Origin of the sequence: Micromonospora sp. NPDC005194, from assembly GCF_040608335.1 — a bacterium.
In the GTDB taxonomy this organism is placed as follows: Bacteria; Actinomycetota; Actinomycetes; order Mycobacteriales; family Micromonosporaceae; genus Micromonospora.
Genome location: NZ_JBEXIA010000022.1, coordinates 44,463 through 64,701, shown reverse-complemented (window position 1 = coordinate 64,701; position 20,239 = coordinate 44,463). Strand labels below are relative to the sequence as shown.

Annotated in this window: 19 protein-coding genes, 3 tRNA genes and 1 pseudogene; 11 read left to right on the top strand and 12 right to left on the bottom strand. The window is 72.0% G+C overall.

What is annotated here, in order from left to right; genetic code table 11:
* Nucleotides 1-65: 65 nt before the first annotated feature.
* Nucleotides 66-2,219 carry a UvrD-helicase domain-containing protein gene (locus tag ABZU53_RS19660; RefSeq protein ID WP_355066944.1) on the top strand — a complete coding sequence of 718 codons (2,154 nt, stop codon included), beginning with the start codon at nt 66-68 and terminating at the stop codon, nt 2,217-2,219.
* On the opposite strand, the gene ABZU53_RS19655 is transcribed toward ABZU53_RS19660, so the two are convergent.
* From ABZU53_RS19655 to ABZU53_RS19645, 3 genes are all read right to left on the bottom strand, one after another.
* Nucleotides 2,191-2,598 carry a hypothetical protein gene (locus ABZU53_RS19655; RefSeq protein WP_355066943.1) on the bottom strand — a complete coding sequence of 136 codons (408 nt, stop codon included), beginning with the start codon at nt 2,596-2,598 and terminating at the stop codon, nt 2,191-2,193. The genes ABZU53_RS19660 and ABZU53_RS19655 overlap by 29 nt on opposite strands.
* A 14-nt stretch (nt 2,599-2,612) precedes the next feature.
* Nucleotides 2,613-3,515 (bottom strand): ParA family protein, encoded by a 903-nt coding sequence (locus ABZU53_RS19650; protein WP_354855172.1) that lies wholly within the window; start codon nt 3,513-3,515, stop codon nt 2,613-2,615.
* 183 nt (nt 3,516-3,698) lie between these two features.
* Nucleotides 3,699-3,774 (bottom strand) — tRNA-Lys (locus ABZU53_RS19645).
* 187 nt (nt 3,775-3,961) lie between these two features.
* Here ABZU53_RS19645 and ABZU53_RS19640 point away from each other — a divergent pair.
* Both ABZU53_RS19640 and ABZU53_RS19635 read left to right on the top strand, forming a co-directional pair.
* Nucleotides 3,962-5,233, top strand: coding sequence for an Ig-like domain-containing protein (locus ABZU53_RS19640; protein WP_355066942.1), 1,272 nt, complete (start codon nt 3,962-3,964; stop codon nt 5,231-5,233).
* A 251-nt stretch (nt 5,234-5,484) separates the two neighbouring features.
* Nucleotides 5,485-6,774: an Ig-like domain-containing protein gene (locus tag ABZU53_RS19635; RefSeq protein ID WP_354855170.1), complete on the top strand. Its 1,290-nt coding sequence runs from the start codon at nt 5,485-5,487 to the stop codon at nt 6,772-6,774.
* A 140-nt stretch (nt 6,775-6,914) separates the two neighbouring features.
* Here the strand turns inward: ABZU53_RS19635 and ABZU53_RS19630 are convergent.
* A tRNA-His gene (locus ABZU53_RS19630) sits at nt 6,915-6,990 on the bottom strand.
* Nucleotides 6,991-7,137: 147 nt separating this feature from the next.
* Nucleotides 7,138-7,728 carry an oligoribonuclease gene (orn, locus tag ABZU53_RS19625; RefSeq protein ID WP_354855169.1) on the bottom strand — a complete coding sequence of 197 codons (591 nt, stop codon included), beginning with the start codon at nt 7,726-7,728 and terminating at the stop codon, nt 7,138-7,140.
* Between the two features lie 73 nt (nt 7,729-7,801).
* Here orn and ABZU53_RS19620 point away from each other — a divergent pair, with 73 nt between their 5' ends.
* Complete coding sequence (locus ABZU53_RS19620; protein WP_355066941.1) at nt 7,802-9,079, top strand: glycosyltransferase 87 family protein; 1,278 nt, start codon at nt 7,802-7,804, stop codon at nt 9,077-9,079.
* A gap of 282 nt (nt 9,080-9,361) precedes the next feature.
* Here the strand turns inward: ABZU53_RS19620 and ABZU53_RS19615 are convergent.
* The 3 genes and pseudogenes from ABZU53_RS19615 to ABZU53_RS19605 all read right to left on the bottom strand — a co-directional run.
* Nucleotides 9,362-9,640, bottom strand: a pseudogene (locus ABZU53_RS19615) (hypothetical protein); the annotation flags it as partial.
* A 679-nt stretch (nt 9,641-10,319) separates the two neighbouring features.
* Nucleotides 10,320-11,051, bottom strand: coding sequence for a YcnI family protein (locus ABZU53_RS19610; RefSeq protein ID WP_354855167.1), 732 nt, complete (start codon nt 11,049-11,051; stop codon nt 10,320-10,322).
* A gap of 17 nt (nt 11,052-11,068) precedes the next feature.
* Nucleotides 11,069-12,733 (bottom strand): copper resistance protein CopC, encoded by a 1,665-nt coding sequence (locus ABZU53_RS19605; RefSeq protein WP_355066940.1) that lies wholly within the window; start codon nt 12,731-12,733, stop codon nt 11,069-11,071.
* A gap of 202 nt (nt 12,734-12,935) precedes the next feature.
* On the opposite strand from ABZU53_RS19605, the gene ABZU53_RS19600 reads away from it, so the two are divergent.
* The 4 genes from ABZU53_RS19600 to ABZU53_RS19585 are packed head-to-tail and all read left to right on the top strand — an operon-like array spanning nt 12,936 to nt 15,892.
* Nucleotides 12,936-13,517, top strand: a complete 582-nt coding sequence (locus tag ABZU53_RS19600) for a sigma-70 family RNA polymerase sigma factor (RefSeq protein WP_355066939.1) — start codon at nt 12,936-12,938, stop codon at nt 13,515-13,517.
* A gap of 32 nt (nt 13,518-13,549) precedes the next feature.
* Nucleotides 13,550-14,074: a MauE/DoxX family redox-associated membrane protein gene (locus tag ABZU53_RS19595; RefSeq protein WP_355066938.1), complete on the top strand. Its 525-nt coding sequence runs from the start codon at nt 13,550-13,552 to the stop codon at nt 14,072-14,074.
* A complete protein-coding gene (locus ABZU53_RS19590; protein WP_355066937.1) occupies nt 14,067-14,783 on the top strand; it encodes a thioredoxin domain-containing protein in 717 nt (238 codons plus the stop codon). Before ABZU53_RS19595 ends, ABZU53_RS19590 begins: the two co-directional genes overlap by 8 nt.
* A complete protein-coding gene (locus ABZU53_RS19585; protein WP_355066936.1) occupies nt 14,780-15,892 on the top strand; it encodes a hypothetical protein in 1,113 nt (370 codons plus the stop codon). Before ABZU53_RS19590 ends, ABZU53_RS19585 begins: the two co-directional genes overlap by 4 nt.
* Here ABZU53_RS19585 and ABZU53_RS19580 read toward each other — a convergent pair.
* Genes ABZU53_RS19580 through ABZU53_RS19565 form a run of 4 tightly spaced genes read right to left on the bottom strand, consistent with a single transcriptional unit; the run spans nt 15,876 to nt 18,600 of the window.
* Nucleotides 15,876-16,634: an ABC transporter ATP-binding protein gene (locus ABZU53_RS19580; RefSeq protein ID WP_355066935.1), complete on the bottom strand. Its 759-nt coding sequence runs from the start codon at nt 16,632-16,634 to the stop codon at nt 15,876-15,878. The genes ABZU53_RS19585 and ABZU53_RS19580 overlap by 17 nt on opposite strands.
* On the bottom strand, nt 16,631-17,401 hold the full coding sequence (cbiQ, locus tag ABZU53_RS19575; protein WP_354855160.1) for a cobalt ECF transporter T component CbiQ: 771 nt from the start codon (nt 17,399-17,401) through the stop codon (nt 16,631-16,633). The genes ABZU53_RS19580 and cbiQ overlap by 4 nt, the downstream gene beginning before the upstream one ends.
* A gap of 15 nt (nt 17,402-17,416) precedes the next feature.
* Entirely contained in the window at nt 17,417-17,887 is a 471-nt protein-coding gene (locus ABZU53_RS19570) for a PDGLE domain-containing protein (RefSeq protein WP_355066934.1), read from the bottom strand.
* A complete protein-coding gene (locus tag ABZU53_RS19565; protein ID WP_355066933.1) occupies nt 17,884-18,600 on the bottom strand; it encodes an energy-coupling factor ABC transporter permease in 717 nt (238 codons plus the stop codon). Before ABZU53_RS19565 ends, ABZU53_RS19570 begins: the two co-directional genes overlap by 4 nt.
* 435 nt (nt 18,601-19,035) lie before the next feature.
* Between ABZU53_RS19565 and bcp the strand changes: the two genes are divergently transcribed.
* From bcp to ABZU53_RS19550, 3 genes are all read left to right on the top strand, one after another.
* Nucleotides 19,036-19,512: a thioredoxin-dependent thiol peroxidase gene (gene bcp, locus ABZU53_RS19560; RefSeq protein WP_354855157.1), complete on the top strand. Its 477-nt coding sequence runs from the start codon at nt 19,036-19,038 to the stop codon at nt 19,510-19,512.
* Between the two features lie 31 nt (nt 19,513-19,543).
* Complete coding sequence (locus ABZU53_RS19555; protein WP_354855156.1) at nt 19,544-20,140, top strand: HNH endonuclease; 597 nt, start codon at nt 19,544-19,546, stop codon at nt 20,138-20,140.
* Nucleotides 20,131-20,204: transfer RNA gene (locus ABZU53_RS19550), tRNA-Leu, on the top strand. The genes ABZU53_RS19555 and ABZU53_RS19550 overlap by 10 nt, the downstream gene beginning before the upstream one ends.
* Nucleotides 20,205-20,239 lie beyond the last annotated feature (35 nt).

Below are 20,239 nucleotides of genomic sequence, written 5' to 3'. Positions count from 1 at the left end.
ACCGGTACGGTAACCGGATCGAATCCCGTCGGTCCCACGGGCCGGCTCGGGTGTGGGGAGGGTGCGTGACGTCCAGGGCTGCCGAGATCGCCGCCGAGCAGGCGTACTTCGATGCGGCGGCGGCGCACCGGAACCGACGTCGCGATGACCTGCGGCACCTGCCGTCCGCCGCGGCCCACTCCGGCGCCGCCGCGCACCTGCGGCGGTACGCCGACGCGGCGCAGCGGGCGTTGGGTGCGACGGACGAAGCGGTGGCGTTCGGCCGGGTGGACGCAGAGACGGGCGACACCTGGTACGTCGGGCGGCACCTGATCCGGGACGCCGAGGGCGAGGTGCTGGTGGTCAACTGGCAAGCGCCGGCCGCCGCAGGCTGGTTCGAGGCCACCCCGGAAAACCCAGCGGGGGTACGTCGCAAGCGCGCCTTCATCTGTGCCGGGAACACGATCGAGGAGGTCGCCGACACCATCCTCGCCGAGATCGCCGAGGCGGTGGACGCGCAACTGCTGGCCGATCTGGCCCGGGGGCGTACCGGCACCATGCGGGACATCGTGGCCACCATTCAGGCCGCCCAGTTCGCCCTGATCCGCGCCCCGCGCGACCAGGTGCTGGTGATCGAGGGTGGTCCCGGCACCGGCAAGAGCGCCGTGGCACTGCACCGGGTGTCCTGGCTGCTGTTCCAGCACCGGGACGACATGTCGGCGCAGGATGTGCTGGTGGTCGGGCCGCACCCGACCTTCGTCCGGTACATCGGCCAGGTGCTGCCGACGCTGGGCGACGACGGGGTGGAACTGCGCGACGTCGGCCGGCTCGGCCCGGATGTGCCGCGGGGCCGCACCGAGCCCGACGCGGTCGCCCGGATCAAGGGCGAGGCCCGGATGGCGGGTCTACTGGCCCGCGCGCTGGACGCCCGGATCGGCGCCCCGGACCCGGCCGAGCGGCTGCTGGTCGGCGGCCGTTTCGTCGCCCTGCCCGGTGTCGAAGTGGCCGAGGCGCTCGCCGCGGCACGGGCGGCGACCCTGCCGTACGGGGGCCGCCGTGGGCTGCTGCGCGACCGGCTCACCGCCCTGGTCGCCGCCCGGACCGGGCTGGACCCGGCCCGTTCGGAGGCGGTCGGCAATCTCACCGACCGGCTCTGGCCACCGCAGACCCCGGCCGGCTTCCTGCGTGACCTGCTGGGCTCCACCGCGCGGCTGCGGGCAGCCGCCGGGGACGAGTTCACCCCGGCGGAGGTGGCTGCGCTGCACCGGCGTGGCGCGGACCGGTTGTCCCGGGAGACCTGGTCGGCAGCGGACCTGCCGCTGTTGGACGAGCTGGCGCACCTGATCGACGGGCCGGGCCGGCGGTACGCGCATGTGGTGGTCGACGAGGCACAGGACCTGTCCCCAATGCAGTTGCGCGCGGTGGCCCGACGCAGCGCCACCGGGTCGCTGACGGTCGTCGGTGACCTCGCCCAGTCCACCGGCAACTGGGCGCGCGACTCGTGGGACGAGGTGCTCACCCACCTGCCGACCGTGCACCCGGCGAGGATCACCCCCCTGCGGTACGGCTACCGCGTACCCCGCCAGGCGTACGAGACGGCGGCGCCGCTGCTGCCGGTGGCCGCGCCGGGCGTGACACCGGTGGAAGTGGTCCGGGACGGGCCGGCGGACACCGGCGTGCACCGGGTGGGCCTGGCCGAGCTGGCCGGCCGGGCGGTCACGGTGGCGCGGGGGCACGCCGAAGCCGGCCGGTTCGTCGGCATCGTCTGCCCGCCCCGGCAGCGGCGACCGGTCGAGGCGGCGCTGGCCGCGAACGGGATGACCTGGAGCAGCGCCGACCGGGGCGAGTTGGGCGGCGCGGTCAACCTGATCAGCCCGCAGGAGGCCAAGGGCCTGGAGTTCGACGCGGTGGTGGTGGTCGAACCGGTGGAGATCGTGGCCAGTGACGAACGCGGCCACCGGCTGCTGTACGTGGCGCTGACTCGCACGACCGGGCACCTGGACATCGTCTGCACGGGCGACCCGGTGCCGCTGGACGCGCCAGTCCGGCCCCGGCCGTCGATGGACGACCCGGCGGACGCGACGTTCACCCGGCGGGAGGCTCACCGGCTTGCCGAACATCTCGCCGGTCAGCTCCGCGGCGCGGCGCCGCCGGCGTTCTGGGCCGACGTGCTGGCCGAGCTGCGGGCCAGCCTGCTGCCGGAGGACGCGGTCAGTTCCGGGCGGCCGACGGACGGCTGATGGCGGCCGAATCCAGCCGTCGGCCCACCGTCCACTGCAGGATGTCCTGCTCGATGTCGGCCTTCTTGGCCTTGCTGGGCACCGCGATGCCCAGCTCCCTGGCCAGCGCCCGCAGCTTCACCACGGTGAGCTTCAGGTCGGCGAGGTAGCGGGCGCCGGCCGCCCGGTCGCCGATCGCCGCGAGGTCGGTGCGGACCCGGTTTGTGTCCACGCCGGCCGAAGCCGCCGTCGTCGTCCGGGCGGCGGGCCGGGCCTTGTCGACGACGGCGAGCTTCGCCGCGCCGTCGGCCAGGGCGGCGAGCTGGTCGGCGGGCAGCGCGCGGACGAACTCCGCCACCCGCAGGAGTACGGCGTGGGCGAGGTCGGCGGGGTCGGACACCGGTGGCTCTCCTTCTAGGGGCGGGTGCGGGCCAGGAACTCGCTGGCCAGCTGCTGGAGCTCGTACTGCACCTTGTCGTTGGCGTTCGGCACCAGCACGGCGGGCAGGTGCCGTTCACCGGCCGTGCCGAACAGGGTCTTGTTCTCCCGGATGGTCTGCCGGAACACCGGGACCTCCAGGTTGTCGGTGAGCCGCATGTAGTTGCGGGACGCGGTGATCGGACCACCCGCGGCGTACTGGATCATAGTGAACACCACGCCCAGGTACTGCGGGTCGATGGTCGGGCCGGGGGCGGCCACCCGGTTGAAATCGCGGACCAGCTCGGAGACCTTGCTGCGCAGGTAGTCGATGCCGAGTGTGGACAGGTAGTCGGGCTTCGCCGGGGTCAGGATGTGTTCACTGGCCACGATGGCCGTCCGGGTGACCATGGTGAAGTTGGGCGCGCAGTCGATCAGGATGTCGTCGTACCCGGCGAACTCGTCGGTGGCGAGCGCGTCGGCGAGCGCCCGGTGCAGCGGCAGGAAATGCGGGCTGCCGTGCTGAAAGCGTGACCCGCCGAGGGCCGCGGCGAGGTCCAGATCTACGTCGACGAGCTGAAGGTGGGAGGCGATCAGGTCGAGCCGGCCGCCGTCGGGCAGCAGCGCGTTGACCGGCTCCGGGGTGAGCACGTACGGGTGCAGCGCGCCGGTGGGCTCGTCGGCAAGCACCGAGCCGAACCACTGCAGGATGGTCCTCTCGTACGCGAGGTCGGTCTCCCACTCGGCGGCCGGATAGAACGAGAAGGTGAGGCTGGCCTGCGGGTCCAAGTCGATCAGCAGCACCTTGCGGCCACGGGCGGCGAGCTCGGCGCCGAGGTTCATGGTGATCGTGGTCTTACCGACCCCGCCCTTGTAGTTGATGACGGACGTGATGCTCATGCCGGTCCCCGCATCGCGACATGATCTCAGGAACGGGTAGCCCCGGTCGAGGTGAGCACCGGCGTCTCCGAGCAGGACGACACCGACGGGCCCGGTAGCGCCCGGCAGGTCGCCCGCGCCGACCGCGACGTACGCGAAAAAGGCCCCGGCCTGGTGTGAACACCAGATCAGGGCCTTGCTCGTTGGTGCGCCGCCAGGGACTCGAACCCCGAACCCGCGGATTAAGAGTCCGCTGCTCTGCCAGTTGAGCTAGCGGCGCTCGTCGGCAACGGAGAGAACATTAGCACCCCGCCAACTCGGGCTCCAATCCGGTTACCCGACTCCCCCCTTCGGTCGAGCTTAAGGAACATACAGTCATAAACCGACCGCCAGCTCCGGGGCAGGGGCATGGGTCGGGGCACTGATGGGGCACGATGTCCGCCAGGTACGCGAGAACAGAGGTGGGGATGGCACGGTTCACGCGAGCCGGGGCGGTGGTGGGCGCTCTGACCCTGGCGGCGTCGCTGGCACTGACCGGGTGCGGCGACGAGCAGAAGAAGCCGGAATTCGTCGGCGGGACGTCGACAGATGCAAGTGCCGTACCCGAATCGGCTGCGCCGTCAGCCCCGGGTGCGTCGAACGCGCCCAGCGGGCCGGCACTGACGCTGAGCCCGGCCAACGGCACGAAGAACAAGCCCGTGAGCACGGAGATCAGCGCCAAGCTCCCGGACGGTGGCAAGGTCGCCTCAGTCACCCTGGCCGCGGCCGGCGGGGGTGCGGTGGAGGGCAAGCTGCGCACCGACGGCTCCGCCTGGGTGCCGTCCGCTCCCCTGAAGTACGGCACCAACTACACCGCCACGGTGACCGCTACCGGGCCCGACGGCACGACCAGCCAGGGCACCAGCACCTTCACCACGATGGCCAAGCCGAAGTCGACCATCGGGTCCGGCCTGTACCTCTTCGACGACAAGAGCTACGGGGTCGCCATGCCGGTGGTCACCGAGTTCCACCCGGGCATCCCGAAGAAGGACCGGGCCGCGGTCCAGAAGCGGATGTTCGTCAAGACCGACCCGCCGCAGCCGGGCGCCTGGCACTGGGTCGACAACGGCACCCAGGCCTACTACCGCGCACCGGAGTACTGGCAGCCGGGCACCACCATCACCGTGCGGATCGCGCTGGCCGGCGTGCCGCTGAGCAACGGCAAGTACGGCGACGTCGACCGCAAGGCCACCGCCAAGATCGGCCGGTCGTTCGTGATGAAGGTCGACAACGCCACGAAGAAGATGTCGGTGTACGAGAACGGTGCGCTGTCGCGCACCATCCCGGTGAGCCTGGGCAAGAAGAGCACCCCGTCGTCGAGCGGGACGATGGTCGTGATGGAGAAGAAGGAGTCCACGGTCTTCGACACCCGCGACGATCCGGACCCGGCCAACCGCTACGTCACCGAGATCGACTTCGCTCAGCGGCTCACCTGGGGTGGCGAGTACATCCACGCCGCGCCCTGGTCGGAGCATGTGCAGGGGCGGTCCAACGTCTCGCACGGCTGCGTGAACGTGTCGACGGCGAACGCCAAGTGGCTGTTCGACAAGACGCGGATCGGCGATCCGATCACGATCAAGGGCACCGAGCGCAAGATCGTCGCCGGCAACGGCTGGACGGCATGGAGCCTGAGCTGGTCGGAGTTCGTGAAGGGCAGCGCTCTGCCGGTGCCCAAGGGTGGGTCCGGCCCGGCGCTCTGACGGTTCGGCTCCTTTGCGCCGGCCCTGCCGATGGCACGGGCCGGCGCGTACCCTTGCACTGCCCGCGCCGTGACGACGGCGGCGGCGACCCTCAGTCCCGGCACAAAGACGAGCCCGAATCACGAAACGCCGGATGGTACCAAGATTCCGGCATCCTGATCGGCGTGTTCCGGTTCACCCTCGGCAACCGAGGCCGGTTCTGGCGCGTCATTAGGAGACGATGGGTCAGGGACCACGACTGTGAGGACATCATGCGAGCTAGCCAGGACCAGCTGATCCGGCCCCGTGGGCGACGCCGCGTGCTCGCGGCGGGGCTGCTCGCCGTGGCGCTGGCCTTCACCTCCGCCTGCACCAACGGCGACGGCGGCAAGCCGTCCTCGTGGCAGGGCGGCGACGAGAGCCCGGCCCCCAAGGCGGCGGCGACCATCAGCGAGCCGGCGGCGGACGCCAAGGACGTGCCGGCGTCCACCGGCATCACCTTCACCACGAAGGACGCCGAGGAGACCACCGTCGACCTCAAGGACGCGTCCGGCAAGGCGGTCGAGGGCACCCTCGCCAAGGATGGCAAGACGTGGCTTCCGAACGGGGCGCTGGAGTACGCCACCAGCTACACCGCCACGGTCACCGCCACCGGCGACGACGGCCGGCCGGCCACCGCGACCAGCACCTTCACCACGATGGCCAAGCCCGACAAGCAGGTACGGGTGAGCAGCTTCCTCGGCGACAACCAGGTGGTCGGCGTCGGGATGCCGCTGATCGTGAAGTTCAGCCGTGCCGTTCCGGAGGACTACCGCGACGACGTGCAGCGCCGGATGACGGTGACCTCGACGCCGGCCCAGGAGGGCATCTGGCACTGGGTCAGCCCCACCGAGATCCGGTACCGGCCGAAGGAGTTCTGGAAGGCGAACAGCAAGGTCTCCTACCGCGTTCAGGCCGGCGGCCTGCCGATGGGTGACGGCTACTACGGCCGCTCGGACCTCTCCGTGGACGTCAAGATCGGCTCGTCGCTGATCATGACCGTGGACAACAAGACCAAGCGGATGACGGTGACCCGCGACGGCTCGGTGATCAAGACCATCCCGGTCAGCCTGGGCAAGAAGAGCACCCCCTCGTCCAGCGGGACGATGGTCGTGATCGAGAAACTGCGTAAGACCGTGTTCGACACGATGGAGGAGCTGGGCCCCGAGGAGGGCTACCGCACCAAGATTGACTTCGCGCAGCGGCTCACCTGGGGTGGCGAGTTCATCCACGCGGCCCCTTGGTCCGAAGGGCAGCAGGGCAGCGTCAACGTCTCGCACGGCTGCGTGAACGTGTCGATGGCCAACGGCGACTGGCTGTTCAAGAACACCCAGATCGGCGACCCGATCACGGTCAAGGGCACCGAGCGCAAGCTCCAGAACGGCAACGGCTGGACCGACTGGAACATGAGCTGGGACGAGTACGTCAAGGGCAGCGCCCTGCCGTACGAGCCGCCGGCCGACCCGGACGCTTCGCCGACCCCGGACGGCGCCGTCACCCCGTCCGCCACGCCGACCGCCTGATCCAGCCACCTGGATCGACTCGAGATCCAGGAAACCGGGGTATCCGACGAACCCGGATACCCCGGTTTCCGGTAAACGGCGTGGATCACCAGCCAGCCCCGAAACGACTCAGGCCCCCTCCGAGGAGGGGGCCTGAGATATGGGGTGACTGATGGGAATTGAACCCACGACAACCGGGACCACAACCCGGTGCTCTGCCAACTGAGCTACAGCCACCACGCCTCCGACGCCCGGTCGATCGCCCCGGGCGGGGTGCGGACCAATAATAGCCACACCACCGCTCACGGCGTCCAGCGGGTTCCCCGCCGACCGCGCCGAGCACCGACAGCAGGGGCCGGCGAGCGCCGTCCGGGGCAGGCGCCGTCAGAGGTCGGCGGCGATGGCCTTGGCGGTCTCGACGTCCGGGCCGGGCAGCGGGACGAAGATGGTGCGCCGGTAGTACTCCAGCTCCCGGATGCTCTCCCGGATGTCGGCGAGCGCCCGGTGCGCCAGGCCCTTCTGCGGCTGACCGAAGTACACCCGGGGGTACCAGCGGCGGCAGAGTTCCTTGATCGACGAGACGTCGATCATGCGGTAGTGCAGGTGTGCGTCGAGGCGGGGCATGTCCCGGGCGATGAAGCCACGGTCGGTGGCGATCGAGTTGCCGCACAGTGGCGCGGTACGCGGGTCCTTGACGAAGGTGCTGATGTACTCCAGCACCCGGTCCTCGGCCTCGGCCAGGGTGACCGCCGAGCGGCGGACCTCCTCGGTGAGGCCGGACTTGGCGTGCATGGTCTGGACGATCTCCGGCATCGCCTCCAGCGCGGCCTCGTCGGCGTGGATCACCACGTCGACACCATCACCCAGCACGTTGAGGTCGGGGTCGGTGACCAGTGCCGCGACCTCGATCAGCTTGTCACTGCCAAGGTCCAACCCGGTCATCTCACAGTCGATCCAGACGAGGAGATCAGCCACCGGGACAGCCTACGCGCAGCCCACGCCCCACGGCTGCGCGCTCTGGACCGGACGGACCGCTAGGGTTTCTCAAGTGCCAGCCGAACCCGTCGCACCACCCGCCGTCACCGACGACGATCCCGGTGGCCGTACGGTCCGTCGGCTCGTCGCGATCGTGGCGCTGATCGCCGTGCTGCCGGCGCTCTACCTGCCCGGTCTGGTGCACAACTTCTTCGACCTGAAGATCTACATGTCGGCGATGGACTGGTGGACGGCGGGCCACCCGCTCTACGACTACGTCCAGCCGGACCGGGTGCAGGGTGAGCTGTACTTCACGTATCCACCCTTCAGCGCGCTGCTGCTGTGGCCGTTCGGGCTGATCCGGCTCGGCGCCACCGTGGTGATCTTCACGGTGCTCACGGTGGTGGCCGTGGTGGTGACCACCCGGTGGCTGGTGACGCCGGTGATCGCCCGGCACCACCTGCCGCGAACGTTCACCCTGACCGTGGCCGTGCTGCTGGTGCTGGCGGTGGAGAGCACCCGAGAGACGATCACGTTCGGGCAGATCAACATGCTGCTGGTCGTGCTGATCCTGGCCGACCTGCTGTTCGCCGTACCGCGGGCGCGGCGCTGGGCCGGGGTCGGCGTGGGGCTGGCGACGGCGCTCAAGCTCTTCCCGGGCATCTTCATCGTGTACCTGCTGGCCACCCGACGGTGGCGGGCCGCCGCGGTGGCGAGCGCGACGGCGGCGGCGGCGACCCTGCTCGCGGCGGCGGTCGCGCCCGGGGACTCGTGGCGGTTCTGGACGCAGGAGCTGTGGGACAACGACCGGGTGGGTCGCACCGACTACACCGGCAACCAGTCGCTCTTCGGGCTGCTCAGCCGGTTCACCGCGCCGGAGAAGCCGGACCGGCTGCTGTGGCTGCTGGTGGTCGTGGTGGTGGCCGGTTACGGCCTGTGGCGGGCGGTCCGCGCCGCGCGTGCCGGTGACGCGCTGACCGGCCTGACCCTGACCGGTCTGGTCGGCGCTCTGGTCAGCCCGATCACCTGGACCCACCACATCTACTGGTTCGTGCCGGCGGTGGTGCTGCTCGCCGATGCGGCGTTGAGCGCGAACCGGCCGGAGGAGTTCCGCCGACGGCGGTGGCTCGCCGGGCTCGCCGTGGGCACCGCCGCAGTGATCATCTACGGCGTGGTGTCGTTCCACGACTGGGGGGTGGCACCGGTCCGCACCGACGACCCGGTGGACTTCGTGCTGCGCAACGGCTACGTGCTGCTCAGCCTGCTGCTGCTGGTGGTCCTGCCGGTCCGGGTGGCCCGCCCGATCCGGACTGAGGAAAAGTCGCACCAAATGGACACAAGTCCCCAGTAGCCACCATCGGCGCTAATCTGGACTCACCTACCTCAAGCGTCGCTCGGGTAGCACCGATCCCCCGGTGAGAGTGGCCCTCCGCGTCGGCAGCGCGGAGGGCCACTCGCCGCTTCAGTCCGTCCGCACCGGCCGTGCCGTGGGCTCGGTGCCGGTGGGCGGCCACGCCAGGCTCAACGCCACCTCCGGCGGCCGGGGCAGCCGCGCCGGAGCGTCCAGGTCGGCGAGGGTGACCGGCCGGGCCGGTTCCGCACCGATCGCCGAGCGGGGCCACTCGGCCGCGCCGGAGCCGACCGGGGCGAGCTGTCGCACCGCCGGCAGCGGCGGGGACGACCCGGGATCCCGGGCGCCCAGGCCACTGAGCGACGTGACCCCGAGCCGGCCGGCGAGCACCGGCACCTGGTCCGGTTCGACCACGAAGACCACCTCGCGGGGACGCGGCGGGCGCAGCAGGAGCAGCACCGCGCACGCCACCAGCAGCACCCCCGCCGCCAGCAGGCCCCAGGTGACCGGGCCGACCCAACCCGCACGCAACTCGGCGCGCAGATCCAGGCTCAGGTCGGCGCGACCGTCCGGGCGCATCACCACCAGGCTCATCGACTCGCCGCTCAGCTCGTCGGCGCTCCACTCGAGGGTGCCGACACCCTCGCGTACCCAGAACGGGCGACCGAGCGGGGTGGGGGCCGCACCGGCGGTCGGGGCCGCCGCCGGGACCGCCGGGTCCGTGCGGACCGGCAGCGGACCTCGGGCCAACGCCACCCGGCGGACCGAGGCGTACGGCACGGACTCCAGCCACCGGCGCACCTCGGCGGTGGGCGCCAGCCCCACGAAGGCCGGGCCGTCGGGCGTACGGGCGTCGAGCCGCAGGCGGGTCTGCGCGCCACGCGCGAAGGGCGCCTCCCGCCGCAGCAGCCGGTCGAGATCGGTGACCACTACCGCGTGGCCGGGTGTGCGGACCGTCTCGAACCGGGCGGCGAAGGTCCCACCGGGGTCGGCGTGCCGGGTGACGAGCCACAGCCCGCCGCCGGCGAACAGCGCCGGAATCCCGATGACCAACAGCAGCAATCCGGTGATCACCCGCACGAACCGCATTCGCAGCGTCCCCCTCCGTAGCCAGATACCCGGCCGACCTTACCGACGTACACCGGCTGATCAGGGGATATCCACGGCACGGCCGACTTCGGTCCCGGGAAGCACGCTGGCCCGCCGGATTGTCCGGCGGGCCAGCGGGTGAGCGACGGGGTCAGGGCTTGACGACCGGGCCCCGGCGGGTCCGGGCGAACGCGAGCCCGCCGAGCACCAGACCGGCCAGGCCGGCGACCAGGCCGGCGATGCCGAGGCCGATCGCGGTGCCCTCGCTCTCGTCGTCGTCATCGTCTGCCGCGGCGACGGCCGTAGCGGCCGGGGCGGCCGACGCCGACGGCCCCGCGGCGGTGAGGGTGAGCACCGGAGCGGGCTTCTCCGGCTCCTCGCCGCCCGGCTGCGGCTCGTCGATCCAGCGCACGATGTTGCCGTCCGAGTACGTCTGCAGGGTCTTGAAGACCATGGACTCGACCTTCGGCAGCGGGCCCATGGAGACGCCGAACTCCTGGAACTGGCCCGGCTTGACCGCCGCGTCACCGGTCGCCGTCCAGGTGATCTTGGAGACCGCCTCGGTGAGCTGACTGCCGTGCACGTCGATCGGCGGGTCCACCTTGCGCTTCTCCGTCGCCACCGTCCAGCCGGGCACCGGGATGGTCGACACCGAGCCGATCGGCGCGTTCTCCGGCAGCACGACCTCCAGCTTGGTGGTCGACGCGGTGTCGCTCTCGTTGGGCACCCGGAACGCCACCCGGGCGTAGCCGCCCTGGGTCGCCTCCTTCGGGTTCACCGTCACGTGGGCGGACGCCGGCCCGGCGAAGCCGAGCACGGCGGTGGCGACGGCGGTGAACGCCAGGGCGGCAGCGGCGGTTGCGGTACGCCGGAAACGGGTCATGGGCTTGGGGAACCTCTCTAACGGATGGGCACGGTGGCGGTCACCGTGGCCTGGTCGATGTCGGACGTGCGAACGGTGATCTTCAACTGCCAGTCGCCGGCGGCCGGCAGGCTGATGTCGCCGTAGGAGTGGTTGTCGGTCAACGGCAGCAGCGGCAGCTCGATCGGCTCGATCCCGGCCGAGGGCAGCGCGGCGGTCGCCCGCCACTCCGCCACCGGCTGCGGCTGGTTGTCCTTGGTGTACGCGTACAGGTGCACCGAGTTGTTGCCCCGCTCGGCCGGGTCCAACTCGACCTGGAGGGTGAACAGCGAGCTGGTCAGGGTGGTGGAGAAGAGCCCGGCCTGGGTGCCGGACGGCCCGGCCACGGCGGTGCGGGCGGGCGTGGTCTGCACCAGCGTCGCCGACAGCCCCAGCACCACCACTGTGACGGCCAACTCGACCAGGACCGCCCGGCGCACCGGCGCCGGTCGCTGGGCCGCCGTGCGTCGACGGACCAACTGCCGGGAGTACGCGGCCACGGCGATCACGATCGCGAACAGCCCGATCTTGGCGAGCAGCAGCCGCCCGTACGTGGTGTTGAACAGGGCGTCCGGGGTGGCCACCTCGATCAGCGCCTGGACGGTGCCGGCCAGCAGCAGGGCCGACACGGCGAGCGCCGCCCAGCGTGACCAGATCGGCAGGATCGCGCCCAACTCCCGCTCGTCGGCCTGGCGCAGCAGGAAGACGGCGAGCATCAGCAGGCCGCCCAGCCAGACCGCCATGCTGCCCAGGTGCACCGCGTCGACCACCACGGAGACCGCCGGCGCCGGGGAGGCCGCCGGGTGCCCGGCCAGCGGCCAGGTCAACAGGGCCGCCCCGCCGAGCACGGCCAGGATGATCGCGTCGGCCCGGCCGGCCGGGCGGGCCAGCAGCGGGCGCAGCAGGAACGCCGAGGCCGCCAACAGGCCGAGCCGGACCAGGTGGGCGGCACCGAAGGCACTGCCGAACACGCTGCCGAACCCCTCGCCGGTCACCTCGAAGAGGCCACCACCGGCGGTGTAGGGCACCTGCAACCACAGGTCGGCGAGGGTGGCCACGGCCACCAGAGAGAGACCCACCCAGGCCAGCCGGGTGGGACCCCGCCGGGAGAGCCGGCGCGGCCACAGCGCGGCGAGCACCAGCGCCGGCCCGACCAGCAGCACCAGGCCGGCGTAGCCGAGGAAACGGGCCACCTTCACGGCGTTCTCCACCACCGGGTCGGCGCGGCTGTCGTTGCCGGAATCGACCGGCGGCGCCGACGGCGCGCCCACCGAGTAGGTGAACGCGCCGGAGACCGGGTGGCTGTCGGCGGAGATCACCCGGAAGGTCACCAGGTAGGTGCCGCGCTGACCGGCCGGGTCGACCGGAATGGTGACCACGGCGCCCTCGAAGGACGGCTCGCCCCGGTCGGCCCGGGCGCCGTCCGGCGCGATGACCCGGATCTTGTCGGGGACCTTGCGGACCGACTCGCTGAAGGTGAGCACCACCTCGGCCGGCCCGCTCGGCACCACCGACGAGGCGGCCGGGCTGCTGCTCGACAGCACCGCGTGGGCGCTGGCCGGGGTGGCTGGCGCGATCAACAGGGCGACGACGGTGACCAGGAGGCCGGCGGCGGCGGCCAGCCGGGCGATCCAGCGGCGGGGTGCGACAGTCATGCCGGCCATGGTCGCCGACGGACCTGGATGTCGGCGACCCGAGGCGGAGGATCGGCTCACCTGCGGCCAGCCGCCAGCGCCGCGCAGGAGAGGTCGCGTGTCATGAGCAGGTAGTCGGCCGGCGGCGGGGAAAAGTTCCCGACGTGGCGCAGACCATCCAAGGGCCGAAGGACCCTGACGTCACACCCGGCGGCGCGTACCCTGGTGTGTCGTGATCCCCGTCCCGCGTGACTCCGGTGCCGCCGGTGCGACAGGTGACGTCGCCCGGGACCCGGCGACCGAGTCGGCCCTGAGCGCGCGCGCCGGTGACGCCGCAGCCCAGGCCGTGTTCGTCCGGCTGACCCAGGCCGAGGTGTGGCGCTTCGCGGCCGCCCTGGTGGGCCCGGACAGCGCCGACGACCTCACCCAGGAGACGTACCTGCGGGCGTTTCGGGCCCTGCCGGCGTTCGAGGGCCGGTCCAGTGTCCGCACCTGGTTGCTCGGCATCGCCCGGCGGGCCTGCGCCGACCACCTGCGGACGGTGATCCGGCGTCGCCGTCTCGACGAGCGGCTGGCCGCGAACGCGTACACCGACCGTCCGCATCCCGACCCGGCCGGGCAGCTCGGCGCCGCCGACCTCGTGCGCCGGCTGAGCCCCGAGCGACGGGCGGCGTTCGTGCTCACCCAACTGCTCGGCCTGTCGTACGCCGAGGCCGCCGACGTCGAGGGGGTGCCGGTAGGCACCATCCGCTCCCGCGTCGCCCGGGCCCGCGACGAGCTGGTCGAGGCCGTCGGCGACGCCCTCACCGGTTGAGCCCGGAACTTCCGGAGCAGACGGGACGACAAATGACCGTGACCGCACCCCCCATCCGGGCCGGCCGTTGGGCGGCCGTGCGCCCCTGGCTCAGCACGGCGGCCCGCCTCGGCCTCGCCGCCGTCTGGTTGGTCGCCGGGGCGTCGAAGGTCGGTGACCTGGCCGCCTCCGGCCGGGCCGTGAACGCCTACCAGGTGCTGCCGTACGACGTGGCGACCGTGATCGGCGCCGCGCTGCCGTTCGTCGAGCTGGCCCTGGGCGTGCTGCTGCTGCTCGGTCTGGCCACCCGGCTCAGCGCGGCCATCTCCGTCGCGCTGCTGCTGGTCTTCATCGCGGGGATCTCCTCGGCCTGGGCGCGTGGCCTGGCCATCGACTGCGGCTGCTTCGGCAGCGGCGGGCAGCTCGCCGAGGGACAGGCCCCGAGTTACCTCCCGGAGATCCTCCGGGACCTGGGATTCTTGGTGCTGGCCGGATTTCTGGCGATCTGGCCGCGTACGCCCCTCTCGGTGGACGGGTGGCTGTCCGCCGAACCGGCTGTGGAGGACGAGGATGAGTAGTCGCAAGGGGCAGCGGGACGCGGCCCGGGTGGTCCGCGAGCAACTGGCCCGCGAACGACGCCGCCGCCGTACGCTCTGGGTCTCCGCCGCCGCCGTCGCCGTGCTGGTCATCGCCGGCCTGATCGGCTGGAGCGTCTGGTCCAGCCAGCGTTCGGACACCTTCACCACCCCGCCCGGCACCAACGAGGCCGGCACCGGCATCGTCACCGGCGGCGGGCCGGTCACCGTCGACGTCTACGAGGACTTCCTCTGCCCGGTCTGCAAGCAGTTCGAGCAGAGCAGCGGCGCGACGCTGGAGCAGCTGGTGGCCGAGAACAAGGCGAAGGTGGTCTACCACCCGGTCGCGTACCTCAACCGCTTCTCCACGACCGAGTACTCCACGCGCTCGTCGGCCGCCTCCGGCTGCGCGGCGGCCGGCGGAAAGTTCCGCGAGTACGCCAAGGCGCTCTTCGCCAAGCAGCCACCCGAGGGCAGCGCCGGGCTCAGCGACGACGAGCTGATCGACACCGGCGTCGGCGTGGGGCTGGACCGGGGCTCGTTCGGGGGCTGCGTCTCCGATGGCACGTACAAGACGTGGACCGAGCACGTCACCGAGGAGGCCAGCCGCAGCGACGTCACCGGCACGCCCACCGTCCTGGTCAACGGCCAGCCACTCGCCGACCGCAGCCCGCAGGGCCTCACCGCGGCCGTGGCGGCGGCCGGCAGGTGATCCGTACCCTGCTGGCGCGCGCCACAGTGATCGCCGCCACCGCCTGCGCGACGACCCTGCTCACCGCGGCGCCCGCCGCCGCGCACGGCGCGGACGCCCCGGACGGCTCCGACTACCGCACCCGCGTCACCGGCGTCACGCCGGCCCGGCCCGGCCTGACGGTACGGGTGATCGAGGCGGGCGCTCGACTGGAGCTGACCAACCGCACCGGCCGGGCGATCGAGGTGATCGGCTACTCCGGCGAGCCGTACCTGCGGATCGGTCCGGACGGCGTGTACGAGAACAGCCGGTCCCCCGCCACGTACCTCAACCGCACCCTCGCCGGGGACACCGCGCTGCCGGCCGACGCGGACCCGGCCGCCCCGCCGTCCTGGCGGCGCGTCGACGACGGGGCCACCGTGCGCTGGCACGACCAGCGGGCCCGGTGGCAGGAGTCGGCACCACCCGACGCGGCACGCGTCGCGCCGGAGCGTGAGCACCGGGTCCGGGACTGGACGATCCCGCTGCGCGACGGCGCCGACCCCGCACAGATAGCCGGCACGCTGGACTGGGTGCCACCGCCGGACGCGTACACCTGGTGGGCGGTGACCATCGTCGGTCTGCTCGCGGTGGGCGCGCTCGGCCTGCTCGCCGCCGCCTCCACGGCCGGCGCCCGGGCGCTGTCCGCGGTGGGCGTGCTGCTGGTCGTCGGCGGCGCGGTCGCCGTGCTCTACCCGGTGGGGCGGGAGCTGGACGCTGGCGCCCAGGGCGTCGGCGGAGTGCTCGCCGGGCTGCTGGGCGGTCAGGTCTGGGCACTGCTCACCGGCCTGGGCGCGCTCGCCGCCGGTGGTTACGCGCTGGCCCGCCGCCCGGCGGCCGACTTCGCGGTGGCGCTGGCCGGCGCCTGCCTGGCCCTCTTCGCGGGCGTGGCGAACGCCGCGGTGTTCACCCGGTCGGTCGCCCCGGTGCCGTGGTCACCCGAGGTCGCCCGCGCCATGGTGGCCGCAGTCCTGATCACCGGCGTCGGCGCGACAGCAGCCGGAGTCCTCCGCCTGCACGCCGCCTCCCGCGCCGCGACACGATCAGCCGAGGCGGCGGACGCCCAGCGCGGGGCTACGCCCGCGGGGTGAAGCCGTAGGGGAGTTCCAGGCGGTGGCGGGCCAGCAGGGGCTCGTTGCTCAGCAGGTCGACGGTGGGGGCGTCGGCGACGATCCGGCCGCCGTCCAGGATCACCGAGCGTTCACACAGCTCCGCCGCGTACGGCAGGTCGTGCGTGACCATCAGCAGGGTCACCGGCAGGCCGCGCAGGATCTCGGCCAACTCGCGCCGGGCCGCCGGGTCCAGGTTCGACGAAGGCTCATCCAGCACCAGGATCTCCGGGTGCATGGCCAACACGGTCGCCACCGCCACCCGTCGGCGCTGCCCGAACGAGAGGTGCTGCGGCGCCCGGGCCCGATGCTCGCTCATCCCGACGGCGGCCAGCGCCTCGTCCACCCGGGCGGCCAGCTCCGCGCCGCGCAGGCCCAGGTTGGCCGGCCCGAACGCCACGTCCTCCGCCACCGTGGGCAGGAAGAGCTGGTCGTCCGGGTCCTGGAAGACGATGCCCACCCGGCGTCGCACCTCGGCCAGGGTCGCCCGATCCGGCGTGACCGTCAGCCCGCCGACACTCACGCTGCCCTCGGTCGGGGTGAGGATGCCGTTGAGGTGCAGCACCAGCGTCGTCTTACCGGCGCCGTTGGGCCCGAGCAGCGCCACCCGGTCGCCGCGCGGCACCGTCAGGTCCACCCCGTGCAGGGCCACGTGCCCGTCCGGGTACGCGTACCGGACGCCACGAACGTCCAGCGAGAGGGCGGTCTGCACGACACCGATCATGTCAGCACGACGGCGGTCGCGGCGATGGAGGCCGCCACCACCGGCACGGTCGCCGCGACCAGCCACTGCCCGGCGGTCGCCGCGCCGTCGCCCTGCCACACCGCGGGCATCCGCCCCGTGTAGCCCCGCGACAGCATCGCCAGGTAGACCCGCTCACCGCGCTCGAAGGCACGCAGGAACAGCGCTCCGATGCCGGCGGCGAAGCCGCGCAGCTGCCACAGGAAGCGCGGGTCGTCACCCCGCGAGATCCGCGCCACCCGCATCCGTCGCGCCTCGCCGACCAGCACGTCGAGGTAGCGCAGCATGAACGTGGCGATCTGGGTGAGCACCTGCGGGCAGCGCAGCCGGTCCAACCCGACGATCAGGTCCCGGGTGGTGGTGGTCGCCGCGAGCAGCAGCGAGGCGAGGACACCGAGGGTCCCCTTGGCCAGGATGTTCCACGCCCCGTGCAGGCCGTCCTCGGACAGCCGCAGCCCCAGCACCTCGACCCGCTCGCCGGTGCCCAGAAACGGCAGCGCCACCGCGAACAGCACGAACGGCAGCTCGATCAGCGCGCGACTGAGCAGCCAGCGCGGCCCCACCCGGGCCAGCGCCGCCACCGCGGCCACCAGCAGGGCGTACGCGCCGAAGGCCCAGAACGCCTCGCGCGGGGTGGCCACCACGGCGATCGTGAAGACCACCATCGCGACGATCTTGACCTCGGGCGGGAGCCGGTGCACCGGCGAGGTCGACTCGCGGTACAGCACGTGCCCGTGACCGGCACCCATCCGCGTACCTCCTGCTCAGCCGGCCGCGCCGGCGCGGCGCGCGGCGGTGACCGCGTCCCCCGTCGCGTCGTCGTCGCCGGCGGTCGACGCGGTGGACGTGTCGTCGCCGGCGGTCGACGCGGTGGACGTGTCGTCGCCCCTGGTCGAGACGCCGCCCCGGCGGCGCAGCAGCCAGAAGCCACCGCCGCCGATCGCGAAGGTCACCAGCACCCCGAGCACCCCGGAGAGGCCGGTGGAGACGAAGCTGTTCCGGATGCCCCGCACGCCGTAGTCGGCGAGCGGACTGTCCCCCAGCTCGTGCTCACGGGCCTGCTGCGCCGGGCAACTGCCACCGACGATGTTGTCGTCGGCGTCGACGGTGCAGCCCTTGAGCAGGGAGGAGTCCAGGCCGTCCGGGTGCGACGAGGCGTAGTTGCTCACGACACCGGCGAGCAGCAGGGCGACCAGCAGACCGCCGGCCAGGAACGCCCAGGAACGGTTCTTCATCGGACACCTCCGGAGACCGGGACGGCGGGGGTGGCGGGAGCGGGCAGCGCGCGCAGCGCGTACACCAGGTCGGGGCGCACCTTCGCGACGGTGAGCACGGTGGTCGCGGTGATCAGGCCCTCGCCGATGCCGATCAGCAGGTGCACGCCGGCCATCGTGCCGGCCAGGCCGGCGAGGTTGCCGCCCAGGTCGGTGGTGCCGCCCAGCCAGTACTCGACGACGAAGCCCTGGGACGCGACCACCACGCTGACCAGCGCCGCGACGAACGCGGTGACGGCCAGGCCGGCCCGCGTGCGGGGCAGCACCCGCAACAACACCGCGATCAGCAGGTACGCCGCGGCGGTGCCGAGCAGCGCCATGTTGGTGATGTTCAGGCCGAGCATCGCCACACCGCCGTCGCCGAAGATCAGCGCCTGCACGACGAGCACCACGGCCACGCAGAGCGCGCCGACCCACGGCCCGACCAGCATCGCGGCGAGCGCGCCACCGAGCAGGTGACCGCTCACCCCGGCCGTGAAGATCGGAAAGTTGAGCATCTGGACGGCGAAGATGAACGCCGCGACCAGGCCGGCCATCGGGGCGAGCCGATCGTCCAGGTCCCGCCGGCCGCGTAGGACGCAACCGGTGAGCGCGGCGAGCGCCAGGGCCGCGAACACCGCCGCGACGGGACCGTCGATGATCCCGTTCGAGATGTGCATCGCCAGTGTTTCCACGCGACCTCCCACGCGTCAGCGGACCCGTCCGGGACCGGCGGGGTCAGCCTATTTCCTAGGAGTTGTTGTTGCCAGACTCTGGCAACAACGCATGGTCTTGATCACCTTCGGCAGGCCCCGACGTCGCGGGCCGACCCGTTGATCGACTCGCCGTGCTTGATGTCGGGGGTCCACGTGACCGCATCGGCGCTGCACGCCCAACCGGCCGTCCGCTCCGAGATCTTGGACAGTTTCCGTCAGCGGCTGACGGAAACTGTCCAAGATCTGCTCATGCCGCTGCCACAGGATGGCGCGGATCCGACAAATCGTCCTGCCGGTGCCGGCGAGTGGCGTGCCACGGCTCGGGACCGCCGGCTCACCGGACGGCGAGTCGATCAACGGGCCGGCGCGCGCCGCCGACGCCGACACCGGCATGCCCGGCGGTAGGGTCGGGTCATGACCGCGCCCGACCGCCTCTCCCCCGGTGACCCCGCGCCCGAGTTCACCCTCCCCACCGATACCGGCGACCAGCTCTCCCTGGCCGACCTGCGAGGCCGCAAGGTCGTCCTGTACGCCTACCCGGCGGCGATGACCCCTGGCTGCACCAAGCAGGCGTGCGACTTCCGCGACTCGCTCGCCTCGCTCCAGGCGGCCGGCTACGAGGTGGTTGGCATCTCCCCCGACAAGCCGGAGAAGCTGGCGAAGTTCCGCGACCGCGACGCCATCACCTTCGGACTGGTGTCGGACGTGGACAGGTCGGTGCTCACCGCCTACGGCGCGTACGGCGAGAAGCAGCTGTACGGCAAGACCGTCACCGGCGTGATCCGCTCGACCTTCGTCATCGACGCCGACGGCAAGATCGAACGGGCGCTCTACAACGTCAAGGCCACCGGGCACGTCGCCAAGCTCCGCCGAGACCTCGGCCTGGACTGAACCTGTCGCACGGTCTCGTTACCGTGCGTGAATGGTTCGGTACAAATACGCGCCGGAGGCGCTCGCTCAGGCAGCAGCCGCAGCGCGCAACATCACCGAGGTGATGCGACTGCTCGGCGTCCGGGTCAGCGGTGGCTCGCACGCGCACATCAGCCGGCAGCTCAAGAGATTCGGCATCGACACCTCGCACTTCACCGGCCAGGCACACAACCGAGGCGTACGTTGGCGCCGGCGGTCTCCCGAAGATCTGCTCGTGGTGCTGCCCGCGGGCTCCCGTCGGATCCCAGGCATTCGACTCAAACGCGCCCTGGCAACAATCGGCCTTCCGGAAAGCTGCGAGGTGTGCGGCACCGGGTCGACGTGGCAAGGCGCCAAGCTGACACTGCACGTTGACCACATCAACGGCGACTTTCTCGACAACCGGCCGCGCAATCTCCGGCTGCTGTGCCCCAACTGCCACAGCCAGACCTCCACGTATGCCGGACAGCGACGGCCTGCCCTCGCCGATGACGAGGTGGTCTACGATCCTGAGGCGGTTACTCCCACGGGCTTCCGGATAGGCAGGCGGCTGCCTCATCGGCCAGAATGGCCCTGGACGCTGGTGGAGTACAGCTTCAAGGGGCCGTAGCCCAACGGCAGGAGGCATGCGGTTTAGGTCCGTACCAGTGCGGGTTCGAATCCCGCCGGCCCCACAAAACAACATCGTCGGTGGACGAATTAGCGCCGC

What these genes read in the sequence shown, in the direction of transcription:
- ABZU53_RS19650 (WP_354855172.1), bottom strand. Translation starts at nt 3,515, where the DNA reads ATGAGCATCACGTCCGTCATCAACTACAAGGGCGGGGTCGGTAAGACC.
- ABZU53_RS19640 (WP_355066942.1), top strand. Translation starts at nt 3,962, where the DNA reads ATGGCACGGTTCACGCGAGCCGGGGCGGTGGTGGGCGCTCTGACCCTG.
- ABZU53_RS19635 (WP_354855170.1), top strand. Translation starts at nt 5,485, where the DNA reads ATGCGAGCTAGCCAGGACCAGCTGATCCGGCCCCGTGGGCGACGCCGC.
- ABZU53_RS19610 (WP_354855167.1), bottom strand. Translation starts at nt 11,051, where the DNA reads ATGACCCGTTTCCGGCGTACCGCAACCGCCGCTGCCGCCCTGGCGTTC.
- ABZU53_RS19605 (WP_355066940.1), bottom strand. Translation starts at nt 12,733, where the DNA reads ATGGCCGGCATGACTGTCGCACCCCGCCGCTGGATCGCCCGGCTGGCC.
- ABZU53_RS19595 (WP_355066938.1), top strand. Translation starts at nt 13,550, where the DNA reads ATGACCGTGACCGCACCCCCCATCCGGGCCGGCCGTTGGGCGGCCGTG.
- ABZU53_RS19590 (WP_355066937.1), top strand. Translation starts at nt 14,067, where the DNA reads ATGAGTAGTCGCAAGGGGCAGCGGGACGCGGCCCGGGTGGTCCGCGAG.
- ABZU53_RS19580 (WP_355066935.1), bottom strand. Translation starts at nt 16,634, where the DNA reads ATGATCGGTGTCGTGCAGACCGCCCTCTCGCTGGACGTTCGTGGCGTC.
- cbiQ (WP_354855160.1), bottom strand. Translation starts at nt 17,401, where the DNA reads ATGGGTGCCGGTCACGGGCACGTGCTGTACCGCGAGTCGACCTCGCCG.
- ABZU53_RS19570 (WP_355066934.1), bottom strand. Translation starts at nt 17,887, where the DNA reads ATGAAGAACCGTTCCTGGGCGTTCCTGGCCGGCGGTCTGCTGGTCGCC.
- bcp (WP_354855157.1), top strand. Translation starts at nt 19,036, where the DNA reads ATGACCGCGCCCGACCGCCTCTCCCCCGGTGACCCCGCGCCCGAGTTC.
- ABZU53_RS19555 (WP_354855156.1), top strand. Translation starts at nt 19,544, where the DNA reads ATGGTTCGGTACAAATACGCGCCGGAGGCGCTCGCTCAGGCAGCAGCC.